This window comes from Aquabacterium sp. A3, from assembly GCF_038069945.1.
GTDB lineage: Bacteria > Pseudomonadota > Gammaproteobacteria > Burkholderiales > Burkholderiaceae_C > Aquabacterium.
This window is the reverse complement of sequence record NZ_JBBPEV010000001.1, coordinates 803269-827801: the sequence shown is the minus strand read 5'-3', so window position 1 is coordinate 827801 and position 24533 is coordinate 803269. Positions and strand designations below refer to the sequence as shown.

The 24533-nt window shown below is 66.1% G+C and carries 25 protein-coding genes; 3 read left to right on the top strand and 22 right to left on the bottom strand.

The features are described 5' to 3' along the window. Nucleotides 1–6 precede the first annotated feature (6 nt). From WNB94_RS03615 to flgB, 20 genes are all read right to left on the bottom strand, one after another. Entirely contained in the window at nt 7–1245 is a 1239-nt protein-coding gene (locus WNB94_RS03615) for a TolC family protein (protein WP_341388464.1), read from the bottom strand. A gap of 298 nt (nt 1246–1543) precedes the next feature. Next, nucleotides 1544–1912 carry a hypothetical protein gene (locus tag WNB94_RS03610; protein WP_341388463.1) on the bottom strand — a complete coding sequence of 123 codons (369 nt, stop codon included), beginning with the start codon at nt 1910–1912 and terminating at the stop codon, nt 1544–1546. Between the two features lie 45 nt (nt 1913–1957). Then, a complete protein-coding gene (locus WNB94_RS03605) occupies nt 1958–2584 on the bottom strand; it encodes a class I SAM-dependent methyltransferase (protein ID WP_341388462.1) in 627 nt (208 codons plus the stop codon). Between the two features lie 25 nt (nt 2585–2609). Next, nucleotides 2610–3152, bottom strand: coding sequence for an OsmC family protein (locus WNB94_RS03600; protein WP_341388461.1), 543 nt, complete (start codon nt 3150–3152; stop codon nt 2610–2612). Nucleotides 3153–3182: 30 nt separating this feature from the next. Next, nucleotides 3183–4550 (bottom strand): CmpA/NrtA family ABC transporter substrate-binding protein, encoded by a 1368-nt coding sequence (locus WNB94_RS03595; RefSeq protein WP_341388459.1) that lies wholly within the window; start codon nt 4548–4550, stop codon nt 3183–3185. Between the two features lie 36 nt (nt 4551–4586). Continuing rightward, the gene (locus WNB94_RS03590) at nt 4587–5789 is read right to left on the bottom strand and encodes an acyl-CoA dehydrogenase family protein (protein ID WP_341388458.1); all 1203 of its coding nucleotides are present in this window, start codon (nt 5787–5789) and stop codon (nt 4587–4589) included. 126 nt (nt 5790–5915) lie between these two features. Beyond that, nucleotides 5916–7535 carry a sigma-54 interaction domain-containing protein gene (locus tag WNB94_RS03585; protein ID WP_341388457.1) on the bottom strand — a complete coding sequence of 540 codons (1620 nt, stop codon included), beginning with the start codon at nt 7533–7535 and terminating at the stop codon, nt 5916–5918. A gap of 69 nt (nt 7536–7604) precedes the next feature. Further along, nucleotides 7605–8630, bottom strand: a complete 1026-nt coding sequence (locus tag WNB94_RS03580) for a serine/threonine protein kinase (RefSeq protein ID WP_341388456.1) — start codon at nt 8628–8630, stop codon at nt 7605–7607. 39 nt (nt 8631–8669) lie between these two features. After that, nucleotides 8670–9875: an EAL and HDOD domain-containing protein gene (locus WNB94_RS03575; protein ID WP_341388454.1), complete on the bottom strand. Its 1206-nt coding sequence runs from the start codon at nt 9873–9875 to the stop codon at nt 8670–8672. A 13-nt stretch (nt 9876–9888) separates the two neighbouring features. Next, complete coding sequence (flgL, locus tag WNB94_RS03570; protein WP_341388453.1) at nt 9889–11127, bottom strand: flagellar hook-associated protein FlgL; 1239 nt, start codon at nt 11125–11127, stop codon at nt 9889–9891. 22 nt (nt 11128–11149) lie between these two features. Beyond that, the gene (flgK, locus tag WNB94_RS03565; RefSeq protein ID WP_341388452.1) at nt 11150–12868 is read right to left on the bottom strand and encodes a flagellar hook-associated protein FlgK; all 1719 of its coding nucleotides are present in this window, start codon (nt 12866–12868) and stop codon (nt 11150–11152) included. A 19-nt stretch (nt 12869–12887) separates the two neighbouring features. Next, complete coding sequence (flgJ, locus tag WNB94_RS03560) at nt 12888–13760, bottom strand: flagellar assembly peptidoglycan hydrolase FlgJ (protein ID WP_341388451.1); 873 nt, start codon at nt 13758–13760, stop codon at nt 12888–12890. Further along, nucleotides 13760–14890 carry a flagellar basal body P-ring protein FlgI gene (locus WNB94_RS03555; protein ID WP_341388449.1) on the bottom strand — a complete coding sequence of 377 codons (1131 nt, stop codon included), beginning with the start codon at nt 14888–14890 and terminating at the stop codon, nt 13760–13762. Before WNB94_RS03555 ends, flgJ begins: the two co-directional genes overlap by 1 nt. A 42-nt stretch (nt 14891–14932) precedes the next feature. Further along, entirely contained in the window at nt 14933–15607 is a 675-nt protein-coding gene (locus tag WNB94_RS03550) for a flagellar basal body L-ring protein FlgH (protein WP_341388448.1), read from the bottom strand. After that, nucleotides 15607–16389 carry a flagellar basal-body rod protein FlgG gene (gene flgG, locus WNB94_RS03545; RefSeq protein WP_341388447.1) on the bottom strand — a complete coding sequence of 261 codons (783 nt, stop codon included), beginning with the start codon at nt 16387–16389 and terminating at the stop codon, nt 15607–15609. The genes WNB94_RS03550 and flgG overlap by 1 nt, the downstream gene beginning before the upstream one ends. Nucleotides 16390–16433: 44 nt before the next feature. Beyond that, complete coding sequence (gene flgF, locus WNB94_RS03540; protein WP_341388445.1) at nt 16434–17165, bottom strand: flagellar basal-body rod protein FlgF; 732 nt, start codon at nt 17163–17165, stop codon at nt 16434–16436. Nucleotides 17166–17205: 40 nt separating this feature from the next. Then, on the bottom strand, nt 17206–18468 hold the full coding sequence (gene flgE / locus WNB94_RS03535; protein WP_341388444.1) for a flagellar hook protein FlgE: 1263 nt from the start codon (nt 18466–18468) through the stop codon (nt 17206–17208). A 33-nt stretch (nt 18469–18501) separates the two neighbouring features. Next, nucleotides 18502–19152: a flagellar hook assembly protein FlgD gene (locus WNB94_RS03530; RefSeq protein WP_341388442.1), complete on the bottom strand. Its 651-nt coding sequence runs from the start codon at nt 19150–19152 to the stop codon at nt 18502–18504. A gap of 31 nt (nt 19153–19183) precedes the next feature. Next, nucleotides 19184–19594, bottom strand: coding sequence for a flagellar basal body rod protein FlgC (gene flgC / locus WNB94_RS03525; RefSeq protein ID WP_341388441.1), 411 nt, complete (start codon nt 19592–19594; stop codon nt 19184–19186). Between the two features lie 26 nt (nt 19595–19620). Next, the gene (gene flgB, locus WNB94_RS03520; protein WP_341388439.1) at nt 19621–20055 is read right to left on the bottom strand and encodes a flagellar basal body rod protein FlgB; all 435 of its coding nucleotides are present in this window, start codon (nt 20053–20055) and stop codon (nt 19621–19623) included. A 138-nt stretch (nt 20056–20193) separates the two neighbouring features. Between flgB and flgA the strand changes: the two genes are divergently transcribed. The 3 genes from flgA (at nt 20194) to WNB94_RS03505 (ending at nt 21811) form a co-directional block, all read left to right on the top strand. Next, entirely contained in the window at nt 20194–21003 is an 810-nt protein-coding gene (flgA, locus tag WNB94_RS03515; RefSeq protein WP_341388438.1) for a flagellar basal body P-ring formation chaperone FlgA, read from the top strand. A 129-nt stretch (nt 21004–21132) separates the two neighbouring features. Further along, nucleotides 21133–21432: a flagellar biosynthesis anti-sigma factor FlgM gene (flgM, locus tag WNB94_RS03510; RefSeq protein ID WP_341388436.1), complete on the top strand. Its 300-nt coding sequence runs from the start codon at nt 21133–21135 to the stop codon at nt 21430–21432. A gap of 25 nt (nt 21433–21457) precedes the next feature. Beyond that, entirely contained in the window at nt 21458–21811 is a 354-nt protein-coding gene (locus WNB94_RS03505) for a hypothetical protein (protein ID WP_341388434.1), read from the top strand. Here the strand turns inward: WNB94_RS03505 and recJ are convergent. Both recJ and WNB94_RS03495 read right to left on the bottom strand, forming a co-directional pair. Then, entirely contained in the window at nt 21802–23547 is a 1746-nt protein-coding gene (gene recJ / locus WNB94_RS03500; protein ID WP_341388432.1) for a single-stranded-DNA-specific exonuclease RecJ, read from the bottom strand. The genes WNB94_RS03505 and recJ overlap by 10 nt on opposite strands. Nucleotides 23548–23582: 35 nt before the next feature. Beyond that, a complete protein-coding gene (locus WNB94_RS03495) occupies nt 23583–24491 on the bottom strand; it encodes a hypothetical protein (RefSeq protein ID WP_341388431.1) in 909 nt (302 codons plus the stop codon). Nucleotides 24492–24533 lie beyond the last annotated feature (42 nt).

The following is a 24533-nucleotide window of genomic DNA, read 5'->3' as shown; positions in this document are numbered from 1 at the left end:
GGGATCTCATTCGGTCGGCAGTTGACCCAGGGCGTGTTGCCAGTCAGACCAGGCAGCCCGTAGGTCGATGCGGGCGCGGTGCAGGGCGTGCTGAGCCTGGGCGGCTTCGTGGTCGATGCGCAGGCGGGTGGGCAGGTCGGTCTGACCCATTTGGAAGGAGCGCTCGAAGAACGTGCGTGTTTCCGAGGCGAGGCGCTGATGATCCTGGGCGGCGGCCCATTGCGCTTGCGCACTCCGCAGACGAGCTCGGGCCTGGGCGATGTGGGCCCGCAGTTGCTCATGCACCAGCACGCGCTCGGATTCGGCCTCGTGGGCGGCCGACCACGCGGCCAGCACCTGGGCCTCGGCCTGGGCGGCGGGCCCGCCCATGGTGAAGGGCCACTGAATGCCCACCGTGACGCTGCGCCGGGCCGGCTCACCGGCCGGCCCGGTCGCGCGGGTGCTCAGCAGCGTCAGCTCGGGGGGCGAGGTGCGTGAGACCTCAGCCTGTCGCGCCTGGGCGCGCGCCAGCGTTTCACGGGCCTGGGCCGCGATCAGCCAGGGGTGCGTGGGGGGCACGCTGTCTGGTAGCTCGGGCAGGTCAGGCATGTCGGTGCGGTCCAACGGCGGCGAGCTCAGTGACCAGTCACCGCTGAGTTGCCGCAGTTGCTCCAAGGCCGATTCTTGAGCGCCCTGGGCCTGCGCCAGGGTCCACAGGGCCTGGGCCACGGCGCTTTCGGCCTGGTGTTGATCGGCCCGGGCCAGATCCCCGGCCTGCACCCGCCGGGCCACATCGTGCGCCAGCGCGCGGGCGTTCTGTATCCGAGCTTGCGCTTGCAGCAGGTCCGTGTGGGTGCGTTGCGCGTGCCACCAGGCCTCGCGCACCACGCCGGCCAGCCGCCAGCGCTGCAGGTTCAGTTGGTGTTCATGCGCGGTGGCTTCGGCCTCGTGGGTGGCCTGGGTTTGGGCCGACTGGCCGGGGCGCCACAAGGGCAGGGCCAGGCCCACCTCCAGCTCGCGTTCGCCTTGGCCGGTTCCTGGGCGGTCGGTCTGGGCCTGCAGCAGCAGGCTGGGTGCGCCAGCCAGCCAAGAGCGGCTGCCCTCGCGGGCTAGGGCCAGCGACTGCCGTCGAAGATCAGCCGAACGGGCCTCGGGTTGGCGGGCCCATGCCCGCGCGAACAGTCCCGCCAGGCTGAGCATGGGCGCTGCAGGCACGTCCGTGGTGCTGGGGGAGGCAGAGATGGATGACGAGACCGGCGGAGCCATGTCTGTCGATTGGGGGTGTGACTGTGCTGATGCGCCTGAACCGATCAGCCAAGTGCTCAGCCACATGGCCAGCCTGAGGCTGGACCCGGACGCCAGTGATGATCCCCGTGAAGGGGTGTGATGACACCATCGCATGCGATGTTTCCTCGCCATGGGGCCTGGACAGGCCCGTGAAGATCAAACAGGGGCGAGGGTGCGCGAGCGCAGGGTCCCGAGCGAAGATGCTCGAATGAAGGGGCTCGAATGAAGGGCCCCGAGCAGATCGCTGGGACGTCAGCGCGCGACAGATCCTCGCCGGTCAGAGGACGGCGAGGTCGGCCCAGTTGGGGCGGTCAGGCAAGGCCACCGGCGCGGAAGGCCAGGGGGCCTGGATGGCGTGCGCCATGCCGTGCTGAGGCGGAGCGGCAGGCGATGCGGTCTGGGCCTGCGGTAATGCCGCGCAATGCCCATGACAGGCATGGCAGTTGGCGTGTTCAGCGCAGGAGCTTCCTGCGCCATCGGGGCTGGCCTGGCTGGCATCAGCCAGGTCGTCGTGAGCATCATGCTCATGGTGCCCCAGGTGCGTGGCCGGTGTGGAGCGTTCGTGCGCGCAGTACGGCGCGGCCACAGCCCACAGGGACTGCAGCGGCATCCACACCAGCAAAAACACCATCAACCAACGACGCATGCCGAAAAGTGTAGCAGCGCCGTCGCGCCCCTGTGGTGGGCAAGGTCACGCGAAGCGCAACAGGGCGTGGTTGAACGCCTGTGGCATGCCGCCGGGGGTGGTGTGCAGTTCATGCTCATGGGCCAGCAGGCTGAAGCGTGGCCCCAAGGCCTTCAGCAAGTCCTCGCGCGAATAGCGCTGCACGGGCAAGCCACTGCAGCGCTCGGGGCCGTCGTCGGCGAAGGTGGACATCACCACGTGGCCCCCGGGCTTCAGGGCATGTTGCAGGGCCAGCAGGTAGGCCGTGCGTTGCTCGGGCGTGGTCATGAAATGAAACACCGCCCGGTCGTGCCACAGGTCGTAGGCCTGCGCTGGCAAGGCCACCTGGGTGATGTCACCCACCAGCCAGGTCACCTGGCTGGCACGCTCACCCAGGCGCTGGCGGGTCAGGGCCAGCGCGGCCTCGGCCAGGTCCAGCACCGTGATGGACCCCACCGAGGCATCCAGCAAGGCATCCACCAGGCAAGAGGTGCCGCCGCCCACGTCGATCACCGCACTCTGCGGCCCTAAGCCGCCCTGGCAAAGCAACGCCAGGGATCGGGCCGCCGTGGGCTGGTACCAGCTCACGCTGTCAGGGGCTTTGGTCTGGTAAACCTGTTGCCAGTGCGCTTGGCTGCCGTGGCCGTGATGCATGGCGGTGCTGATGGGCTGCCTGAGCTCAGGCGTCCAGCAGTCCGATTTCGAAGGGGATCGGGTTGCGCATGCTGTTGGCCACGGGCGAGAAATGGTTGGCGCGTTGCACGATGTCGTTGAGTTCCTCGCGCGAGGCCTCGCCCTCGATCGCCACCTTCACCCGGATGGCCTGGAAGCCCATCTGATGCGGTTCGCGCTCGGCACCGCCAGCGCCCCAGGCGGCTGTGTTGCCAATGTCGGCCTCCAAGTGAATCTCCAGCCTCGAGAGCTTGACCTGGCGCAGCGTGGCCACGGCCGTGATGCCCACGCCCAGGCAGCCGCCCAGGGCCGACAGCACGATCTCGCCGGGGGCTGGGGCGGTGTTCTCGCCGAACAGGTGCAGGGGCTCGTCCACCACCACGGGGTTGTGGATGCCCACGAAGCTCCATGAACGGAACTGGCCCTGCATCACGGTCTTGACCTTGTTGGTGCCCTTGCGTTCGGGGTTCTCGCGGCCGGCTTCGGCAAACTTCAACAGGCCATCGCGGTCGATGGGGCGCAGGTAGGTGCTCACGGTGGTGGTGCTCATGGTCATTCCTTGTGGTGTGGGTGAAAGGGGTCAGCGGGCCGTCGAAGAGGCCAATGAGGCCAGGTAGGCGTCGGGCTTCATGGGGTCGAAGGTTTGGCCCATGATGGTGTGGGTGCGGTAGGTGCTGGCCGGTGCGGGCAGGCCCAGCTCGGCCAGGCGCTTGCGGGCATCGGTGGCCAGGAAGACGCGCTCGGCAATGTCGCGGTAGTTCACATCGCCCTTGATGTAGCCCCAGCGCTTCATCTGTGTGAGCATCCACACGGCCATCGAGTGCCAGGGGAAGGGCTCGAAGGTGATGCGGTCGGGGTCGTTGCGGATCTTGCCCAGCCCGTCGGCGAAGCGTCCGGTCAGCACCTGCTCGACCACAGCAGGAGGTTGGTTCAGGTAGTTGGGCGGCGAGATCAATTCGGCCACGGCCTTGCGGCTGCCGGCCTCGTTGGCAAACGCGGTGGCGCGCATGATGGCGCGCACCATGGCCGCAAAGGTGTTGGGGTGGCTGTTGACGAACTCGCGCGTGGCGGCAAAGGCGCAGCAGGGGTGGTTGTCCCAGATCTCGCTGGTCAGCAGGTGGATGAAGCCCACCTGATCAAACACCGCACGCTGGTTGAAGGGCTCGGCCACGATGAAGCCGTCGATGTTGCCCGAGCGCAGGTTGGCCACCATGTCGGGTGGGGCCATCACGCGCAGTTGCACGTCGCGGTCAGGGTCCAGCCCGTGAGAGGCCAGGTAGTGCCGCAGCAGGAAGTTGTGCATCGAGTACTCGAAGGGGATGGCAAAGCGCATGCCCTTCCAGTTTTTCGGGTCGCGGTTGTTCTGGTGCTTGACGTGCAGGGTGATGGCGTTGCCGTTGGTGTTCTCCATCACGGGCATCACCATCGGGGTGGGGGTCGCGCCCAGCCCCATGGTCAGGGCCAGCGGCATGGGCGACAACATGTGCGAGGCATCGAACTCTTTGGCCAACACCTTGTCGCGCACCACCGCCCAACCGGCGGTTTTTTGCAGAGAGACCTTCAGCCCTTCTTTCTCGTAATAGCCCGCCGCACCGGCCACCACGATGGGGGTGGAGCAGGTGATGGGCAAGAAGCCGATCTTCAGGTCGGTCTTCTCCAGCGGGCCCCGTTCTTGAGCCATGGCCTCCAGCGCGCTGAACGGCACCACCGAGGCGATGGCCGCCATCGCGGTGCGTGACCCCACCGCACGCAGGAAGTTGCGCCGGTCTGCATCGCGTGGAAACAGCGCCCGCATCAACGTTTGCTCCAGCAGGCTGCGGCCCACGGGCGCGTCAGCATCGTGGGTCGTTGATGCGGCCTGCTCGTGTTCGGCCTGACTCGCGTGGCGGCCACAGGCGCAGGCGCTGCGCAGACGCACATGGGGATCGAACGGATCTTGCTGGGACATGGGCAACTCCAGGGTGGTTGAGGTGATCCAGAGGGGTCAGGCCGCCACGGCCTGGGCGCTGAACTCGGGCGTCGTGCGCGTCAAGCGCGCGATCTCTCGCCGCAGGTGCTTGGTGGCGGGGGTGACGATGCCCACGAAGTAGGCCTCGCGCAGGCGGCGTTGGGCCGGGCTGCGCATCAGGTAGCCCTTGGCGCCCAGGTGCAGCATGGCCGCGTGGGCGCAGCGCATGGCCAGCTCGCCCCCGGCCAGCCGGGTGCGCAGCACGTCCACCACCACCTCGGCCAGTGGGTTGTCCAGCAGGGCCTGCGCCAGGGCGTGGGTCGTCTCCAGCGCCTGGGCCAACAACGGGGCCAGGTCGTCCACCTGGTCGTCCAGGTGACAGTTCACGTGGCCATGCGTGCGGTTGGACTGGCGCATCAGCTCGATGCAGGCCTCGGCCAGCCCCAGCCCCATGCCCATTTGCCCCAGGATCATGCCGGGCTTGATGCGGCGCACATAGGCGCGCGACTCGGCCGGGTGGGCCAGCACCCGGCTGTCAGGGATGAACACATCCTTGAAATGGCAGGCCATGGTGCGGGTGGAATCCAGCGCCAGGAAGTGCGCGCATTCCACCAGCTTGAAGCCCGGCTGCGCGCAGTCCACCACCACGAACACCGGTCCCTCGCCGTCGGCGGCGTTCACCACCGGGCAACCCGTGGTGAAGAGGTGATCGGCCCCCAGGTTGGACACCCAGGGCAACACGCCGTTGATCTCGTAGCCGCCGTCCACGCGACGGGCCGACAGGCGGTAGGCCTCGATTTCGTCGTACGACTTGATGGTGTTGGACAGGCCGGTACCCACCATCTGCTCGCCGCTGAGGATGCGGGGCAGCAGTTCGGCCTTGAGCGCCTCGTTGCGGGATTGGTCGATGTAGCGTGCGCAGGCCGTCTGGCACCACACCAGGAAGCCGGTGGACACGCATTCGCGGGAGACGGCCGTCATGGCCGCGATCACGTGCGGCAGGCCCAGACCATTGCCGCCATGCTCTGGGCTGGCGGCCCCTCGGAAAGCGCCTGCCTGGCCGAGCGCTTTCATCACGTCATGGGGGTAGTGGGCGTCGGTGTCGATCTTGGCCACCTGCGGCACCAGCAGTTGGCGGATCACTTCCTGAACCGGGGCCAGGGCGGCGTCCATCGCGGTGGCGGTGGCGGTGGCGGTGGCAGGGCTGGTGTCAGGCGGGGCGGACAAGACGGCGTTCATCGGGCGGGCTCCTGTGCGGTGATGAATCACTCAGCGCAAGGGCTGTGCCAGGATGAAAGCTCAATGAAATCAATGACTTAGGATTTTTGTTCTTCGGTCATGAATGACAATGTGTTGACAATTTGTCTACACATTGTTGATGTCGGCGCGGGTTTTGCGAGGGGTTGCCAGGGCCTCACGCAGTCCCAGCACCTGGATGCGGTAGTTGAGTTGGCGCAGGGTCAGCCCCAGGGCCTGTGCCGCCCTGGATTTGTTGCCGCCATGGCCGCGCAAGGCCTGGGTGATGGCCTCTCGTTCGTGCGCCTGCACATGGTCGTACGATCTGATCGACGAGGGCATGGTCGGTGTCGTGGCTTCGTGCAGGGGCGGGGTGGTGCCCCCTTCGGCTTGCAGCACCCAGTGGGCGGTGGCCTCGTCCACCTCGTCGCGGTGGCTGAGCAGCACCAGGCGCTCCACCACGTTGTAGAGCTGGCGGATGTTGCCCGGCCAGGGGTGGGCCACCAGGCGGGCCAGGGCGGCAGGGTCCAGCAGCACATTGCGCTGATGCCGCTGGTTGAGCTGCGACAGGAAGTGCTGCACCAGCAGCTTGATGTCATCGGGCCGCTCGCGCAGGGCGGGCAGGCGGATGGGGATGACGTTCAGGCGGTAGAACAGATCCAGCCGGAAGCGGCCCGCCTGCACCAGGGCCATCAGGTCGCAGTGGGTGGCCGTCACGATGCGCACGTCCACGGGCCGCTCGCCGCGCCCGCCTAGGCGCTCGATCACGCGCTCTTGCAGCACCCGCAGCAGCTTGACCTGCACTGGCAGGGGCAGGTCACCGATCTCGTCCAGGAAGAGGGTGCCGCCATCGGCCTGCTCGAAGCGCCCGATGCGCTGGGTGCTGGCGCCCGTGAAGGCGCCTTTCTCGTGGCCAAACAGCTCGGCCTCGAACAAGGATTCCGGGATGGCGGCGCAGTTCACCTTGACGAAGGGGCGGTCGCGTCGTGGGCTGTGCAGATGCAGGGCCCGTGCAAACAGCTCTTTGCCCGTGCCGGATTCGCCCAGCAGCATCACGGTGGCGTCGGTGGGGGCCACCTGGTCGAGCTGGCGCAAGGCAGCCATCAGGGCCGGGGCCTCGCCCACAATGCCCCAGGCGGCAGCATGCGGGTGCTGCTCTTGCAAGGCGGCGCGCAGTTGCTGGTTTTCGGCCGTCAGGGCGGCGGTGCGCCGCTCAATGAGTTGGTGCAGCCGAAACACTTGCCCGATCAGCTCGGCCATGGTGCGCAGCAGTTGCAGATCGTCGCCCAGTGAACGTTTGCGCGAGCGCAGCCGGTGCACCCCCAGCACGCCGGTCACACGCCGCTCCACCCGGATGGGCAGGGCGATGTACGAGACGGTTTCGGGTGGCAGGCTGCGGCGGTCCACTGCGCGGGCCAGGTAGCCCGGCTCGTTGTCGATGTCCTGCACGATCAGGGTTTCGCCCGTGCGCATGACCTGGCCCGTGATGCCCTCGCCCAGGCGGTAACGCCCGCGCGCCACCTCGTGGCAGGTCAGGCCATAGGCATGGCGGATGCGCAACTCGCCCGTGTCGGCATCGGGCAGCACCACCCGCCCCCGGTTCAGTCCCACCAGCTCGGACAGCAGGTGCAGCATCTCGCGAATCGCCGTGTCTGGCGACGCGCCCCGACCCAGCAGGCGCACGCTTTCGCGCAGCAGCAGTTGCTCTTGGGCGATCAGGGACTCGTCGGTGTTGGGGGTGCCGGGCATGCCCGGAGGCAAGCAGGCGGCGTGCCAGCGGGGCGCCTGCGGGGTGCAGGCGCGTCGCAGCGCGCAGGCTCAGCCCTCGCGCATCACCAGGGTTTGCTGGTTCAGCAACTCGACCTGCTGCAACCAGTAGGCTTCGGTGCCGAACCATGGAAAGGCGGCCGGGAAGGCCGGGTCGGCCCAGCGACGGGCTAGCCAGGCGCTGTGGTGCAGCATGCGCAGGGTGCGCAGGGGTTCGATCAGGGCCAGGGTGTGCCAATCGAATTCGGCCAGGCTTTCGTAGCCGTCCATCAGCGCATCCATCATCGGGCGGCGTTCGTCGCGGTCGCCGGGCAGCAGCATCCACAGGTCTTGCACGGCCGGGCCCATGCACGCGTCGTCCAGGTCCACGAAGTGCGGGCCTTCGGGCGTCCACAGCAGGTTGCCCGAGTGCATGTCGCCGTGCAGGCGCACCTGGCGCACGGGGCCTTGCCGGTCAAAGGCCTCGCGCGCCTGCGCCAAGGCCTCGTGGGCGGCGTCCAGCCAACGCTGGCGCACACCCAGGGGCAGGGCGTCGTCCGCGTTTTGCAGATGGTCGATGGCGCTTTGGCCCAGGGTGTCCGGACTCAGCGTCAGCCGGTGCTCGAAGCGGCCTTGGGCGCCCGTCTGGTGCAGTCGCGCCAGAAAGCGGCCGAGCCAGCGCAGCACCTCCGGGTCGTCCAGTTCAGGGGGGCGTCCTCCACGCCGTGGGCTGACAGCGATGCGGTGGCCTGCCACGTTGCCCAAGGTGTGATGACTGCCGATGACGTGGGCCTCAGGGTGCTGAGCGCTCAGGGCCAGCGGGGCCACGACCGGCACCTCGTCAGCCTGCAGATCGTGCGCGAACTGGTGCTCTTCCAGGATCTGCGCGTCGGTCCAGCGCCCTGGGCGGTAGAACTTGGCGATCACCGAGTCGCCACCGTCCAGTCCCACCATGAAGACGCGGTTTTCGTACGAGTTGAGCGCCATCAGGCGGCCATCGGCCACCAGGCCCAAGGCCTCGACGGCGTTCAGCACCGCGTCGGGCGTCAGATCGGCAAACGGCAGGGGCGAGCCAGCGGGGGCATGTGGTGTGGACATGCCCGATCTTAGCCCCTGGCCGCCCGAGGGCGAGGAGACTCAATCGAGTTGCGAGGCCGAAGTCATGGCACGCAGCAGTGCGGCATTGATGTCATCGAAGCTGAGCATGAGGCGCTCGGCCGATTCGCGGATGTCGTAGACGATGCCGTTTTCCATGGCCTGCACCAACTGGAAGTATGGCTCGTAAGGACCCGTGTGCTCGGCCAGGGCCTGGAACACCTGCTCCGGAACGGGAATGGTGCGAAGCAACTCACTGAAGGGCTGGTTGAACATGCGGTCCAGCAGCGAGAACACCCCGCAGATGAAGAGCTCGCTGCGCAACTCGTCGTTGCCGCTGCATCGGCCCAGCTCTTCCATCAGCAGGCCCCGGCGCACCGAGGCGTACATGACCGGGCGCATATTGGGATCCTTGCTGGCGGTGGCCAGCAGCAAGGCCAGCCAGCGCTTCAGACGGTTGTAGCCCAGGATCATGATGGCGTGGCGAAACGAGCTGATCTCCACCGACAGGCCGAAGGCGGGTGAGTTGATGTAGCGCATCAGCTTGTACGCCAGCGGGGGGTCACGCTTGAGGGTGTTTTCCAGGTCATCGATCTCATCCTGGCGGTGCACCTGATCGATCAGTTGCACGATGACCTGCAAGGCCGGTTGATCGGCGGTTTTCTGCCCAGCCTGGATGACGCTGTCTATGGGCCAGCCCAGCACCGCCGCCACGCCACGTCGGAACGACGCTTCCATGTCTTCCACGCTGCACACCCCGCTTTGCACCACCGAGATGCCCCGGTAGACGGCGGCACCGCCACCAGGCGCGGCAGGCACATGACCATCCACCCGGCGGTCCTCGCTCAGGTCGACGATGGCGTGCTTGAAGCACGGCAGAACCTCTTTGGACAACTCGCTCAAGGGGCGTCCCTTGAGCACCTGGGTGCCGCCATTGGCGTGCAGGGTGCACAGGGCGTCGGTGTAGCGGGCATCCGTCGCCATGAAGGCGGGCACCTCGATGATCATGTGGCTGCCCAACTGGGATTGCAGCATGTCCATCAGCAAGCCTTCGTGCGTGATGTTGAGCCACAGTTGGCCACTGCCGGCTGGCCACACCTGGTCGAGGGCCTCCAGCACGGCGGCGGCTTTGGGCGGGGCGTCTGCGTGCAGCGGTGACAAGGTCAGCCGCGTGGCAATGACCGCACGATTTCGGTCGATGACCGGGCTGTACGCCAGGGCGAGCTGGCCAAGTGCAGGGTGGTGCATGGTGTGTGATGACTCAGACGTTCAGGTACTGGAACAGCGAGAGCTTTTGCACGGCGGCGTAACTTTGCAGCGCCGCCTGGTAGCCCGTTTGCTGATTCTGAAAACGGGAGATGGCCTCAACCATGTCCAGGTCTTCGGCATTGGACCGCTCGGTTTCTGCAGCGAGCTTCAGGGCACCGATGCGGCTTTCGATGCCTTCCATGCGGTTGAGCGATTCGCCCACGGCCGACCTGGCCGACTGCACGTTGCTGAGCACGCTGTCGATTTCGGTCATGCCGGTGTTCACGGCCTGCTTGACCACCCCGCCCGTGGCGTTCTGGCTGCTGAGGGCGGCGATGGTGCGGTCCAGGCTGTCGAAGATGCTCAGGCTGCTTTCCGACTCTCCGACGCGGAAGGTGTCGCCATTGGCGGGCACGCCCGAGATGGTGACCGACATGCCGCGGCCCGGGATGTCGATGGTCTTGCCGTCGGCATAAGGCTCACCCGAGGCGATCGGATTGCCATCTTCCAGCACGTCGTAGGTGATGCCGCTGCCGGTGTCGGTGAACTCGATCGTGTAGCTGGGGCCGGGTGGTGTGGCGGCGGGGTAGGGCAGTGTGGCCGGGTCGGTGATGCTGCCTGAGCCGATCCATGCCGTGCCCTGGTTGCCGCCACCGCCCAGGTTGCCATCAGGCCCCGTGGTGAAGACACCATTGCCGGTGCGGGCCATCAGCCAGGTTTGCTCGCCATCGACGGTCAGGGCCAGGCGCTCACTGGATGACGCCAGAATTTCACCGCCTTGCCCGCGGAAGGTGACCCCGGTGGGCGTGTCGACAAAAGGAGGCGAGGATGCCCCCTGACCGCCAAACACGTACCCACCACCGCCGTCGGCGCGGTTCACGATGGACATCATCTGGTTGCGGATCTCTCGCAGCTTGACGGCCAGCGCGCGGCGCTCACCATCGGTGTAACTGCCGTTGCCTGCGGCCACCAGGGTTTCGCGCGCGCTCTGGATCAGCTCGACCGCGTCGCCCAGGGCCGACTCAGTGATGGTCATCACATTGCGGCTGGCGTCCAGCGAGCGTTGATTGGCTTCATTGCGCGCGGCCGCTGCCAACGCGCGTTCGGCACGAGCCGCCGACGTGGGGTCATCGCTGGCTTTGTTGACCCGTTTGCCGGAGGTCAGTTGCACCTGCGATTCGGCCAGGGCCTGCTGACGCTGCTGCAGGTTGAAGATTGTTTGGTCATAGGCGAAGGCGGTGGCGATGCGCATGCTCAGGACTCCTTGCGGCGGATCAACGTGAGGTTTCCAGCAGGATGTCAAAGACCTTCTGGGCCACCTGCAACATCTTGGCGGCCGCCTGGTAGCTTTGCTGGTACTGGATCAGGCGCGCGGCCTCTTCGTCCAGGTTGACGCCCACCTCACCGGTTAGCGTCTGTTGCGAGTTGGTTGACAGCGTGCTGGAGATCTCGGCCGATGTCTTGCCGCTTTGCACCAGCACCCCCAGGCTGCCCACCATCTGCGAGTAGGCGTCGGTGACCGTGGCATACGAGGCGCCGTCGACCGTCACGAAGGTGGCGTCATCCCGCAAGGCCAACATGGACAGCGCATTGCCGTTGTTGCCCAGGAAGTAGATCGTTTCCGACACCGTCAGCGTGTCGCCCGGCGAACCACCCGTGGGCGTGCCAGCAATCAGCATTTCGAAGCTGGCGGTCTCCACACCGGGCGTGGGATCCCCGTCGGTGATGGGCTCGCCCGGGTCCCAGTTGGCGGTCCAGTAAGGCGCGCCACCGCCTGCTGCAGTGACCTCGTAGCGCAAACCGCTGGGTGAGCCAGCATCTTCATAGAACTGGATGCTCACGGGCGCCGTCACCCCGGAGGGCAGGGTGGTCTGCAGCATCCTGAACGAGTCCACCGTGGCGGTGCCCTTGTTGGCCACATCGGTGGTGGCCACGAAGGGCGAGGCCGCGGCGATGCCCTTGGGCACGTTCAAGGCCAGTCGAATGCCTGCGGCCGTGGTGGTGTTGGAAAACAGGTCGGTGCCCATCACCCCTTCGGCATCCAGACCCAAGCGCTGCTGCTCATTGAGTCGGTCGGCAAACGATTGCACGAAGGCGTTGAGCTGAGTTTCCGTCTGGACGATGTCGGTGTCCTGGAAGGTCAGCAGGCCATGAAGGGCGCCACCAGTGATCTGGCTCTGGTCCAGTTCGCGGTCGGTGTTGTTGATCGGGTTGTGCAGTGCGATGCGGCGAAAGGCCGAGTTGCTCGCATCGGCAATGACGCTGAGCTCTTGCGTTTCGTTGCCCAGCACCAGCAACTGTCCGCCGCCCAGAAAGACGTTCAGGCCGCCATCGTCGGCCTTGACGGTGGTGACCTGGGCCAGCTCGCTCAGGTTGCGCACCAACTGGTCGCGCTTGTCCATCAGGTCGTTGGGGGTGTGGCCGACACCCTTGTAGCTCGCGATCGCCTGGTTGGCCTTGGCAATTTCTTCCGCCAGGGCGTTGATGCGGTCCACCGTGTTCTCGATGTCCATGGCCACGCCGCGCTGGATCTCGACCAACTGCTGACCGGCCGTGTTGACGCGGCTCACCCACTCGCGGGCGCGCGACAGCACCACCTGCCGAGCGGCCATGTCCTGGGGCTGGTTGGCCACGTCAACGAAGGCGTTGAGCATTTGACCTGCGGCATAGCCCAGGCCACTTTCGCCGGTGGGCAAGACCTTCTCCAGCTGCAGCAGCTTGTCCAGGCGGGTCTGGTCTGACGACTCGGCCGCCAGGTTACGGTTGACCTCTTGCGACAGGAATTCGTTGGTGGAGCGGGTGATCGTGACCACCTGCACCCCGCGACCAAAGAAGCCGGCCCCGGTGAACATGCCGTTTTCTGTGGCCAGTTGAACATCCTGACGCGAGTAGCCAGGCGTGTTGGCGTTCGAGATGTTGTGGCCGACCGTGTCCAGCATGGTCTGGGCCGCGAACATGGCCCGGGTGCCCATTGAGAAGATGCCGGTTCCCATGGTCTTGTCTCCGTGCCGCTCAGGCCATGTCACGCTGCACGCGCAGCGCGGTGTGGATCACACGGGTCAGCTTGTCGGCGTACGCCGGGTCGGTGGCGTAGCCACCTTTCTGAAGCCCCTTGGCAAAGTCGGCCGGCGTGTCGGCCTTGGCAGCAGTTTCACTGTAGCGCGGGCTGGTGGTCAGCAAGCGCGCATGGTCCTTGAAGGCCTCTTCGAACGAGTCATATGCACGGAACTTGGCCGTCACCTTGCGCGCCACGCCCCCGATGTATTCGGTGGTGGTGACCTCGGCCACCTTGCCCTTCCATGACGAGGTGGCCTTGATGCCAAACAGGTTGTGGCTGGAGCTGCCATCGGGCATGCGGATGTCGCGTTTGCCCCAGCCCGACTCCAGGGCAGCCTGACCCAGGATGTGTTCGGCGGGGATGCCGGTGGCACTTTCGGCGGCCTTGGCCGCCGCCTGATGTTGTTGGATGAAGGCTTCCGGTGAACTGGGGCGTGGGCTGGCCGACGTGCCCACACGGGTCTTGCCGGACGGGGGGCGAACGGCCTCGGCCGAGGCGGTCGACCCGGAGGGTGTGACCACGCCCTGTAGCTGCCGCTCAAGCTGGCGGGCGATCATGTCGCTCAGCCCGCCGGGCAGCCCGGTCATCTGCTGTGAGAGTTGGGTGTCCAGCATGCTGGTGCCCAGTTCGGTGCCGCCGTTGTCCAGCATGCCCGAGGCCATGGTGGTGGCCCGCATGCTTTTCATGAGCTCCTGCATGAACAGGCCTTCAAGCTGGCGCGCCACTTCCCGCACCTGGCCGCGCGCATCACGCGCCGAAGCACCTTTCAGTTGGTCCAGTGACCGCAGGTCAACCGTGACGCCCTGGGATGGGGTGTTGATGCTCATCAGATCACCTCCAGATCGGCCTGGAGGGCCCCTGCAGCTTTCATGGCCTGCAGGATGGCCACCAGGTCTTGCGGGGTGGCGCCCAGGGTGTTGAGCGCCTTGACCACATCGGTCAGCTTGCTGCCGGCGGGCATCTGAATCAGGCTGCCCGGTTGCTGGTTGATCTGGATGTCGGCTTTTTCCGTCACCACCGTTTCACCCTGCGACAGCGGGGCAGGCTGGCTGATCACCGGCGTGGAGTTGATGGTGACCGACAGGCTGCCATGGGCCACGGCGCACGGGCCGAGGGTCACACTTTGGTTCAGCACGATCGAGCCGGTGCGGGCATTGATGATGACCTTGGCAGCCGGGGTGGCGCGGTCGATGTTGAGGTTTTCCAGGTCGGCCAGAAAGGCCACCCGTGCACCGGGGCTGTCGGGCAGCTTCACGCTGACGCTGCGACCACTGAGCGCCTCGGCCGTGCCCGCACCTTTGAGGCGGTTGATGGCGTCGGCCACCTGGCGGGCGGTGTTGAAGTCATCGGCCTGCAGGTCGTACTGGATGAAGGGTTGCTGCATCCACGGCGTGGGGACGCCGCGCTCCACGGTGGCGCCATTGGGCACGCGCCCGGCGCTGAGGTGGTTGATCTGTACCTTGGAGCCGCCGGCCGAGGCGCCTGCGCCCCCCACCAGCAGGTTGCCCTGGGCCATGGCGTAGATCTGGCCGTCGGCGCCTTTCAGCGGGGTGGCGATCAGGGTGCCCCCGCGCAGCGATTTGGCGTTGCCCAGTGAGGACACCGCCACGTCAATGGCCTGGCCAGGTTGCGCGAACGGGGGCAGGGTGGCGGTCACCAGCACGGCCGCCACGTTCTTGAGCTGCATGGGGGTGCCGGCTGGCACGCTGATGCCCAACTGCTGCAGCATGGCTTGCACGCTCTGGGCGGTGAAGGGGGTCTGGGTGGTTTGATCACCGGTGCCGTCAAGCCCGACCACCAGGCCGTACCCGACCAGCTGGTTGGAGCGCACACCCTGTACCGAGGCGATTTCCTTGAGGCGGATGGCCTGGGCATCAACGGGCCACCACAACGCGGCTGAGGCCGCGGCGAAGGCCAGCGTGATCAGCAGTCTCAGGAGGCGGTCGGTGGTGGTCATGGAGCCAGAATCCTTGGGGGTTCGGCTCCATTGTTCGCGCCTTTAGAAGGGCGCAAGACTCAAAAAGAAGCGGGCAACCCACCCTATTCCCTGGGCTTCTTGCTGCGCACCGCGTCCCACTTGGGCCACGCGCACGTTGGCCACCTGCGTCGAGGTCACCGTGTTGCCCGGCTGGATCGTGATGGGGTCGACGGTGCCTGAGAAGCGCAGCACGTCCACGTTGTGCCCCACGCCGATCTGTTTCTCGCCCGAGATCACCAGGTGGCCGTTGGGCAGCACCTCGATGACGGTGGCGGTGATGGACCCGGTGAAATTGCCCACGGCCTGGGTGCTGCCCTTGCCGTCGAACTTGTTGTTGCTGCTGCCTGAGGCGCTGAGCCTAGCCAGGCGAGAGCTGTTGATGAAGGGGATGGCATCGACCTCGCTGGAGACGCTGCCCTTCTTTTCAATGGAGCTGGTCGTTTCCTGTTTGGCCGAGACGGTTTCGGTGATGCGCACCGTGATCACATCGCCCACCATGCGTGCCCGGTGGGTTTCGTAGAGTGGCCGATAGCCCGTGGCTTGAAAAATGGCGCCATTGTTCAAGGCGGGTGGCGCGGTGGGCACGGGCCGGGCTTGCGTGGGCTCGACCACGTCCACCTTGGGCGCGGTGGCCATGCAGCCGGCCAGCACGAAGGCGCATCCCGTCACAGCCATGAGGTGGGCGGCGCGCTTCATCACAGTTGCCCCAGCTTCTGCAGCATCTGATCCGAGGTCTGAATGGCCTTGGAGTTGAGCTCATACGCGCGCTGGGTCTGGATCATGGTCACCAGCTCCTGCACCACGTTGACGTTCGACGTCTCCACGTAGCCCTGGGCCAGCGCCCCCATGCTGTTCTCGTTGGGCACCCCGGTCACCGGTGGGCCTGAGGCGGCGGTTTCCACAAAGATGTTCTGGCCGCGCGGGTCCAGCCCGCCCGGATTCACGAAGTCGGCCAGCTCGATTTGCTGCAGCACCTCGGGCGTGGGGTTGGGCGGGCGCAGGAAGCTGACCGTGCCATCCTGGCCGATGGTCACGTTGGTGGCTTCGGTTGGAAACTGGAATCCGGGCAGCACGCGGTAGCCGTTGTTGGTCACCAGGTTGCCCTGGTTGTCCAGCTTGAACGAGCCGTCTCGGGTGTAGCCGATGGTGCCGTCTGGCATCTCGACCTGAAAGAATCCCTTGCCCTGGATGGCCACGTCCAGGCCGTTGTCGGTTTGTTGCAGGTTGCCCTGGCTGAACTGGCGCGACGTGGCCACGGGGCGCACACCCAGGCCCACCTGCAAGCCGGTGGGCAGTTGCGTGCCCTCGGCCGTGTTGGCCCCGCTTTGCCGGAGGTTCTGGTACATCAGGTCTTCAAACACGGCATGGGCCTGCTTGAAGCCGTTGGTGCCACTGTTGGCCAGGTTGTGGGAAATGTGATCCAGCTGCATCTGCTGGGCTTCCATGCCGGACTTGGCAATCCACAGTGAGCGCATCATGGTCGGTCTCCTTCGGCCCTCAGGCCCGCATCAGGTCAAACGGCTCAGCCGTTGTTGGACAGCAGCTGCGCCGCCTGGCGCTCTTTGGCTTCGGCGGTCTGCATCAGCTTGATCTGTGTTTCGTACTGGCGAGCGGCAGCGATCATGGCCACCATCGTTTCAATGGCGTTGACGTTCGAGCCCTCCAGGGCTCCGTCTTGCACGCGGGCATTGGCATCTTGTGGCAGTTCGGCGCCGTCTTCGCCCCTGAACAGCCCATCCTCGCCACGCACCAGCTTGGCCTCGGGTGTCACCAGCTTGAGCCGCCCCACGGCTTGCACCGTGCCATTGGGCTGGCGCACGCTCACGGTGCCATCGGCGCCAATGCTGGGCTGGGCATTGGCCGGGATCGCGATCGGGCCACCATCGCCAATGATGGGCAGTCCGCTGGGGCTCATGAGCGTGCCATCGGCCGACACCTGCAAGGCGCCTGCGCGCGTGTAGGCTTCGGTGCCATCCAGTGCCTGCACGGCCAGCCAGGAGCGACCTTGAACGGCCACATCCAGGGCTCGCCCCGTGAAGTTGATCGGGCCGGCCGTGTCGTCGTAGCCCACGGTGGTTTCCAGCGCGTAAGCGCGGGTGCTGGCGCCATCGCCGCGGATGGGCACGGCGCGCACGGCCTGAAGCTCGGCCCGAAAACCGGTGGTGCTGACGTTGGCCAGGTTGTGCGACAGCACTTCCTGCTGTTGCATGTTGGTCTTGGCACCCGTCATGCTGAGGTAGATCATCCGGTCCATGTCTGACTCCTTGTCCCGGTGAGGTCAGCGCCGCAGTTCATCAGCGCAGGTTCACCAGGGTTTGCAGCACCTGGTCTTCTGTCTTGATGGTCTGTGCGTTGGCCTGGTATGAGCGTTGGGCCACGATCATGTTGACCAGCTCGCCCGTCAGGTCCACGTTGGACTCTTCCAGAGCACCCCCCTGGATGAAACCGAAGCGGCCGCTGCCGGGCGCGTCGATCTGCGCCGTGCCGGAGGCGGCCGTCACCGCCCATTCGTTGCCGCCCATGGGCTGCAGCCCTTGGGCGTTGGCGAAGCGCGCCAGCACCAGTTGACCTTCGGTCACGGTTTGTCCGTTGGTGTAGCGCACCAGGATCGCGCCGGTGGCGTCCACATTGAAGCTGGAAAACTCGCCCTTGGGAAACCCATCCTGCATCAGCGCATTCACGTTCGATTTGCCGGCAAATTGGGTCAGGTCGCTGAAGTCGATGTTGAAGGTCAGCTCCGACTGCGTCGCCGAGGACGTGCCGCCGGGAATGGTCGGGAAGGGCACGTTGCGGAAGTCGGCCACGGCGTTGCCGTCGGCGTCCGTCATCGACAGGGGCAGGCTGGTGGCCGGGTCAAACTCGATGGTCACGGCGGGCTGGCCCTCGGCCGGCAAGGCGGTGTCGCCCACGTACGCAAACACCTCCCACGAGTCGGTGCCGCTCTTGCGGAAGTAGTACTGCAAGGGGATTGGCTCACCCGAGACGTCATACAGCGTCTGTGTGGTCGTGAACGAATACCAGTCATTGGCGGTGGTCGAGAACGCGGCATCCGTTTCTTCTGCCGCGTTCAGGTTCACCTGGGCGGTGATCATCTGCGTGGGCTCGGCCGAGCCGCCGTTCAGGTTGAGCTGGATGGGCTGGTTGCCCACCCCCAGCACCTTGCGGTCCTGGTTGTTGGTGATGTAGCCACTGCTGTCGACCTTGAACTGGCCGTTGCGGGTGTAGAGCACCTCGCCGGCTGGCGCCAGGGCGCCGCTGCCTGCGACCTCATCCCAACGCTGCACCTGGAAGAAGCCGTCGCCGTTGATGGCCAGGTCCAGGTTGTTGGCGGTGGTGGAGACGTTGCCCTGGGTGAACTGCTGCGCCACGTTGGCGATGCGCGCCCCGATGCCGATGCCGTTGTTGCCGGCGCCGCCCAGTGAGGCTGCGTACATGTCGGCAAACTCGGCCCGCGCCGATTTGAAGCCGTAGGTGTTGGCGTTGGCCACGTTGTTGCCAATCACCTCCAGGCTCTTGCTGGAGATGTTCAGGCCGGAGAGTCCTTGCTGAAAGCCCATGATGGTGTTCCTTTCTGTGACTGCAAGTGAGGATCAGGAAACAGCCTTGACCAGGCTGTAGGGCGTCTGGCCACCACTGGCCAGCTCCAGCGTCAGGGTGCCGCCAGCGGTGTTGACGGCGGTGACTGCGTCGAAGGTGAGGGTTTTGGCCTCGATGTTGGCGGCCCCGGTGTTGGCCGTGACCTTGAAGGTCAGGCCTTTGGTGGAGACGCCTTCGGGCGCTTCCCACTCAAAACCCTGGCGACCTGCGGCCTTGTCGGTCAGGCTGATGGTGTCGATGGTGGAGCCGGCAGCATCCAGGATGTCGATCCGCACGGATGCCGCATTGCTGCTCAGCTCGAAACCCCCGTAAGCCTTACCCTCTTCGTCCACCACCAGGTTGTTGCCATCCAGCAGCACCGAGCGGCCCACCAGGCTGGCGCCTTGCAGCATCTGCATCTGCGAGAAGCTGCTGGCCATGGTGGCCATCGACGTGTTCAGTTTTTCGATGCCGGTCACCGTGTTGATCTGGGCCATCTGGCTGGTCAACTCGGCGTTCTCCATGGGGTTCAGCGGGTCCTGGTTCTTCAGTTGGGTCACCAGCAGTTTGAGAAACCGGTCGGACATCTCTGCCGCCGTGTTGAGCTGGTTGCTGGCGCCACTGGCGGCGCTGCCGGTGGTGGCGTTGATGGCGGCGGTACTCATGATTCAGTGGCCTTTGGTTGGTGCGTGAGCGTCAGTTGCCTTGACCCATCTGCAATGTCTTCATCAGCAGCGAGCGGGTGGTGGTCATCACTTCGATGTTGTTCTGGTACGAACGAGAGGCCGAGATCATGTTGACCATCTCCTCCACCGAATTGACGTTGCTGTAAGTGATGTAGCCCTCGGCATCGGCCTGCGGGTGTTTGGGCTCGTACACACGGCGACCGGGCGTGTTGTCTTCCACCACCTGCGTGACGGCCACACCCGTGGCCCCCACATTGCCCATGGCTTGTGAGGTGAAGACCACCTGGCGCGCCTTGTAGGATTGACCATCGGGCCCGGCCACGGTGTCGGCGTTGGCCAGGTTGGACGCCACCACGTTGAGCCGCTGCGACTGCGCGCTGACGGCGCTGCCTGAAATGTTGAAGATGTTGAACATCGACATCGTTGCACTCCTTCAGGGCTCGTTGCTCACTGACCAGTGATGGCCGAGTTCAGCGTTCGAATCTGCGAGTTGATGAACCGCAGCGCGGCTTCATAGCGCACGGTGTTGTCGGCAAAGCTGGCCCGTTCGCGGTCCATGTCCACCGTGTTGCCATCCAGGTTGGTTTGCGACTGCGTGGCGTAGTTGAGTTCAGGCTCGCTGCGCGCGCCGGCCAGGCTGCCGTTGCGCGCCATGTGCAGGGGGCTGGAGGCGGTCATCGTCACCCTGGGTGCCGAGGTGCCCGGGGCCTGACTTTGCCGCCCTGTGGCATCGGCCAGGGCGTTGGCAAAGTTGAAGTCACGGGCGACGTAGCCGGGCGTGTCGGCGTTGGCGATGTTGCTGGCGATCAGCCGCTGACGCTCCGACCGCAGGCGCAGGGCTTCGGCGTTGAAGTTCAGTGAGTCGGTGATGCGGTTCAGCATGGTGGGCCTCCTGCCGGTTCTTCCGGCGATTGCATGGGATGTTGAATCTGCTCGGGCCCCAACATGAGCCGAAATAGCGGCCTCTTCGACGGGCATTTCCAACGGCGCATGGCCGTCGCTTGTGACTAGAGTGCGCTCATGAATTCCTCGCGCCCTGTTCGCCCTGTTTCGTCCCTGCCATGGTTTCAGGCCCTGCTGGCCTGGCTCACCTGGCTGCTGTTGTGTGTGGTGGCGGCCCTCAGCTCGGGCGCTCAAGCCCAGGGCTTGCCGGTGCAAACCCACGCGCAGTTACAAGCCACCCTGCAGCAGTGGTTGGCCGCCCGCGACGCCGATACCGCCACGGCCCAGGGCATGGCTGACGCGCAAAAGTGGCAGAACCCGCAAGACGCCTCACCACAGGTCGAGGTGATCATGGGCGAGCTGGATCCACGCCTGAAACTGGCCCCGTGCTCGCGCATCAAGCCCTATCTGCCACGGGGGGCCAACCTGTGGGGGCGCTCTCGCGTGGGCTTGCGCTGCGAAGAGGGCGCGCGCTGGAACGTGTTCTGGCCCGTGACGGTGAAGGTCTGGGCGCCCGCCCTGGTGGTGGCGCGCACGGTGCCGGCCGGCACCGTGCTGGAGGCCACCGACCTGACCGTGGCCCGTGTGGACCTGGCTGGCGGCGGCTCGCCCGCACAGCGTGATCTGACCGAGGTGGTCGGCCGCACACTGGTGCGCACCCTGACACAAGGGGCCGAAGTGCGCGAGGCCGATCTCAAGGTGCGGCGCTGGTTTTCGGCAGGTGAACCGGTTCGGCTCATCGTGAAAGGATCTGGCTTTCAGGCGGCGGCCTCGGGTACCGCGCTGGGCCATGGTGATGAAGGGCGGTGCGCTCGGGTGCGCATGGACACCGGGCGGATTCTCTGCGCTCAACCGGTGGGCGACGGATTGGCCGAATTGACCCTGTGATCCCCACTTGTTTCGTGGATGCTCCCCCTTGTTCGTGGGGGATGATGCAATCGAGATTAAAGTCCGTCAGGACCGCGTCGATATCGCGGATGTGACCACCCGGAATGTTCCGGGATCAAGGAGTGCATCATGAAAATTGGCAACCCGTTGGACAAGGCGCTTGGGCTTGGTCTTCCGACCGAGGGGGCCGCTTCGACCCGTGCGCCCGGCAAAACATCTTCACTGGATGGTGGTGTCAGCCAAAGCGCGAAGGTGACCCTGTCCCAGGCCGCTGCTGGCATGGTTGAAACGCCGCAAGGCGAGTTCGATGCGGACAAGGTGTCTCGCGTCAAGCAGGCCATCGACGACGGCAGCTACCAGGTGGACGCCGAGGTGATCGCCGACAAGCTGATCGCCAACGCCAAGGAACTGTTGGGCCGCGCGGCCTGACCAGACCATCGTGGGCGCGTGCACCATGCAGACCCTGGACGACCATGTTCACCTGATCGAGGCCCAACTGGACGCGCTTGAGCGCGCCCTGGCCTCGTCGGATCTGCAGGGCATCGATCAGGGCAGTCAGGCGCTTCAGCAACTGCTGAGCGACGCCGTGGCGCAAGTGCGGCGTGCCCGTCAGCGGGGCAGTCAGGCCCTGGATGAGCCGCTGCGTCAACGTTTGCTGCTGGCCCAGACCCGGGTTCAGCAGCAGTGGGCCCAGGCCCATCGCGCGTCGGCCTCGGTCGAGCGTGTGCTCAAGATCCTGCTGCCTCAGGAAGAGGCCGTCACTTACGGCAACCCCGCAGCCGCCAAACACCTCAGCGCTTACCGCTGAGCGCCGCTGCTCGCTGCGCACGGTTCGCAGCCCTCAACCACCATCTGGACGCGCCGCCGCCCCTGGAACTCATCCACGCTGACGCGGTAGGCCAGGCGAACACGCCCTGGAAGGGGCTCGGTGTGGCCAAACCAGATGCCATCGCGCACCTGCCCTTGCAGCCGCAAGCTGAGCTTCAGATGACGCTCGCCCACCAGGCGCTGGCCCAGCACATCCACCTCGTCACAGAAAACAGGCGCTTCAAATCCAGGGCCCCACACCGCTTCATCCAGCTTTTCCACCGTTTCTGGCGTGAACCATTGAGGCTCCAGTGGGCCGTCGCTCATCAGCTGGCGTGACAAGGTGGCAGCATCCAGCCCTTCTCTGGCCACGCGCTGCAGCGCAGCGTCGAATACCGGGAAGTCCGACTCCGACAGGGTGCAGCCAGCCGCCATGGCATGCCCGCCAAACTTGTGCAACAGGCCGGGATGGCGTTTGCTGACCAGGTCGAGCGCATCGCGCAGGTGGAATCCGGGGATGGAGCGTCCCGAGCCCTTCAACAGCCCATCCTGACCTCTGGCGAACACAAACGTTGGCCGATGCAGGCGGTCCTTGAGCCGCGAGGCGACGATGCCCACCACACCTTCGTGGAATTCGGCGTCGAAAAGTGCGAGGGCATAGGGTGGATCGCCCTCGGGCATCAAGGCCTCCAGGCGCAACTCGGCTTGTTCTCGCATGCCCGACTCCAGCTCCCGGCGCTCGCGGTTGATGGCGTCGAGTTGGCGGGCCAGGGCCTCGGCCCGGCCGGGGTCATCGGTGCTCAGGCATTCGATGCCCAGGCCCATCTCGGCCAGGCGGCCGGCGGCGTTCACGCGCGGGCCCAAGGCGAAACCGAAGTCCATGCTGGAGGCTCGTCGTGGGTCTCGTCCAGCGGCGGCAAACAAGGCGGCGATGCCCGGCTGCATGCGCCCGCTGCGAATGCGCTTGAGCCCCAGTGCCACCAGGCGGCGGTTGTTGTCGTCCAGGCGCCCGACGTCGGCGATGGTGCCCAGGGCCACCAAGTCCAGCAGGGCATCCAGCCTGGGCTGGGATGCCGCATCGAAGTGGCCACGCTGGCGCAACTCGGCACGCAGCGCCAGCAGCACGTAGAACATCACGCCCACGCCCACCAGCGCCTTGCTGGCGAACGGGCAGTCTGGCTGGTTGGGGTTCACGATCACGTCGGCCTCCGGGAGGCTCACGCTGCCGTCATCGTGCACCACAGGCAGGTGGTGATCGGTGATCAGCACCTGCATGCCCAGGGCCCGAGCCCGCAGCACCGCCTCGTGACTGGCCATGCCGTTGTCCACCGTGATCAATACCCGCGCGCCCTTGGCAGCCACCAGGTCCACGATGGGCGGTGTCAGCCCATAGCCGTGCAGTGCGCGGTCGGGCACCACGTAGCTCACCTGGTCGGATCGCGCGCCCAGCATGCGCAGGCCCCGAAGGCCCACGGCACAGGCGGTCGCGCCGTCGCAATCGTAGTCTGCGACGATGCACATCGCTTGGCCCGCCTCGAGGGCGTCGGCCAGCAAGTGCGCCGCCTGCGTGGCGCCGCGCAAGGCACTGGGTGGCAGCAATCGCGCCGCCTGGTCGTCCAGTTCATCGGCCTGGCGCACGCCGCGCGATGCAAAGAGCCGAGCCAGCAGCGGGTGGATGCCGGCCTGCTCCAGCTGCCAGGTGGTGCGTGGAGGAACGTCTCGAACAATGATCTGCATGGGGGTGGGGCAGGTGGGCGCCCTGAGCGCCTGGGTCACAGGCCCGCCAGCCAGGGGCCGACGGGGCGCGTTGGGGTGGAGCGTGGCGACAGCGCCCCGCGCAAGCGCAACCACCAGCCTTGCGGGGAATCTGGGGCGCGACGCCCCAGGGTCACGGCATGGCGCTCGCCACACAGGCTCAGTCGCACAGCATCGCCAGCGGTGACCCGCGCCGAGAGTTCGGCCAGCAGGGTTCGATCGAGCTCGGCCCAGGCCTCCAGCCATGCGGGCATGTCGTCGCGCAGCAGCGCAGGCTTCAGCCGCTCGACCAGGTGGGGGGTGCCAGGAACGGCGCCATCGGCCGTCGACGGCCAACCCGCACCGCTGAGCCAGAAAGAGTTGATGCTGGGCAGTCCCTGGGCCTCTCTGGCTTCGTTGATGGGGTGCTGGTACAACAGCATTTGCACCTCGCTTTGAAGGCGTCGCACGCCTCGGGCGTGTGGGTGATCGGTCAGCCACACGTCAGGGTTGCGTCCCGTCACGCGGTCCAGCGAGGCGCAAGGGTAGTTCATCAGGCTGGGGTGAGACGCGTACCAGCGCAGGGCCGATCCCCAGACCAGGGACCAGCCGTCTTCTTCAAAAAAAGGCCGCACGGTGTCCATCAGGCTGTTCGAGTCGGCATCGCTGAGCTGCAGCCCCGAGGGCTCGAGCACGGTCAGGTGGTCGCGGCCCATCAGCCAGTGCCCCGGGCTCAGCAGCGCCCAGGCCTGTCCTCCCGCCAGGGTCACCCCATCCTGGGCCGCCCACCAGGCAGACCAGGGCACGAGCCCATCCGCCTCAGGCCAGCCCCAGGCGCGCGCCAGCAAGCGCTCGTGCGGCATGTTCAGGGCGTATTCATCGCCAGTCACGCGGTCGACTTCATCCAGCGTGTTCAGCAGCGCACGCAGGTGAGGGAGTTCAGGCATGGTGCCCAAGGTCTGCAGACAGGGCTCTGACTGGCTGCTGGC

What these genes read in the sequence shown, in the direction of transcription:
- WNB94_RS03615 (WP_341388464.1), bottom strand. Translation starts at nt 1,245, where the DNA reads ATGGCTCCGCCGGTCTCGTCATCCATCTCTGCCTCCCCCAGCACCACG.
- WNB94_RS03610 (WP_341388463.1), bottom strand. Translation starts at nt 1,912, where the DNA reads ATGCGTCGTTGGTTGATGGTGTTTTTGCTGGTGTGGATGCCGCTGCAG.
- WNB94_RS03605 (WP_341388462.1), bottom strand. Translation starts at nt 2,584, where the DNA reads ATGCATCACGGCCACGGCAGCCAAGCGCACTGGCAACAGGTTTACCAG.
- WNB94_RS03600 (WP_341388461.1), bottom strand. Translation starts at nt 3,152, where the DNA reads ATGAGCACCACCACCGTGAGCACCTACCTGCGCCCCATCGACCGCGAT.
- WNB94_RS03595 (WP_341388459.1), bottom strand. Translation starts at nt 4,550, where the DNA reads ATGTCCCAGCAAGATCCGTTCGATCCCCATGTGCGTCTGCGCAGCGCC.
- WNB94_RS03590 (WP_341388458.1), bottom strand. Translation starts at nt 5,789, where the DNA reads ATGAACGCCGTCTTGTCCGCCCCGCCTGACACCAGCCCTGCCACCGCC.
- WNB94_RS03585 (WP_341388457.1), bottom strand. Translation starts at nt 7,535, where the DNA reads ATGCCCGGCACCCCCAACACCGACGAGTCCCTGATCGCCCAAGAGCAA.
- WNB94_RS03580 (WP_341388456.1), bottom strand. Translation starts at nt 8,630, where the DNA reads ATGTCCACACCACATGCCCCCGCTGGCTCGCCCCTGCCGTTTGCCGAT.
- WNB94_RS03575 (WP_341388454.1), bottom strand. Translation starts at nt 9,875, where the DNA reads ATGCACCACCCTGCACTTGGCCAGCTCGCCCTGGCGTACAGCCCGGTC.
- flgL (WP_341388453.1), bottom strand. Translation starts at nt 11,127, where the DNA reads ATGCGCATCGCCACCGCCTTCGCCTATGACCAAACAATCTTCAACCTG.
- flgK (WP_341388452.1), bottom strand. Translation starts at nt 12,868, where the DNA reads ATGGGAACCGGCATCTTCTCAATGGGCACCCGGGCCATGTTCGCGGCC.
- flgJ (WP_341388451.1), bottom strand. Translation starts at nt 13,760, where the DNA reads ATGAGCATCAACACCCCATCCCAGGGCGTCACGGTTGACCTGCGGTCA.
- WNB94_RS03555 (WP_341388449.1), bottom strand. Translation starts at nt 14,890, where the DNA reads ATGACCACCACCGACCGCCTCCTGAGACTGCTGATCACGCTGGCCTTC.
- WNB94_RS03550 (WP_341388448.1), bottom strand. Translation starts at nt 15,607, where the DNA reads ATGAAGCGCGCCGCCCACCTCATGGCTGTGACGGGATGCGCCTTCGTG.
- flgG (WP_341388447.1), bottom strand. Translation starts at nt 16,389, where the DNA reads ATGATGCGCTCACTGTGGATTGCCAAGTCCGGCATGGAAGCCCAGCAG.
- flgF (WP_341388445.1), bottom strand. Translation starts at nt 17,165, where the DNA reads ATGGACCGGATGATCTACCTCAGCATGACGGGTGCCAAGACCAACATG.
- flgE (WP_341388444.1), bottom strand. Translation starts at nt 18,468, where the DNA reads ATGGGCTTTCAGCAAGGACTCTCCGGCCTGAACATCTCCAGCAAGAGC.
- WNB94_RS03530 (WP_341388442.1), bottom strand. Translation starts at nt 19,152, where the DNA reads ATGAGTACCGCCGCCATCAACGCCACCACCGGCAGCGCCGCCAGTGGC.
- flgC (WP_341388441.1), bottom strand. Translation starts at nt 19,594, where the DNA reads ATGTCGATGTTCAACATCTTCAACATTTCAGGCAGCGCCGTCAGCGCG.
- flgB (WP_341388439.1), bottom strand. Translation starts at nt 20,055, where the DNA reads ATGCTGAACCGCATCACCGACTCACTGAACTTCAACGCCGAAGCCCTG.
- flgA (WP_341388438.1), top strand. Translation starts at nt 20,194, where the DNA reads ATGAATTCCTCGCGCCCTGTTCGCCCTGTTTCGTCCCTGCCATGGTTT.
- flgM (WP_341388436.1), top strand. Translation starts at nt 21,133, where the DNA reads ATGAAAATTGGCAACCCGTTGGACAAGGCGCTTGGGCTTGGTCTTCCG.
- WNB94_RS03505 (WP_341388434.1), top strand. Translation starts at nt 21,458, where the DNA reads ATGCAGACCCTGGACGACCATGTTCACCTGATCGAGGCCCAACTGGAC.
- recJ (WP_341388432.1), bottom strand. Translation starts at nt 23,547, where the DNA reads ATGCAGATCATTGTTCGAGACGTTCCTCCACGCACCACCTGGCAGCTG.
- WNB94_RS03495 (WP_341388431.1), bottom strand. Translation starts at nt 24,491, where the DNA reads ATGCCTGAACTCCCTCACCTGCGTGCGCTGCTGAACACGCTGGATGAA.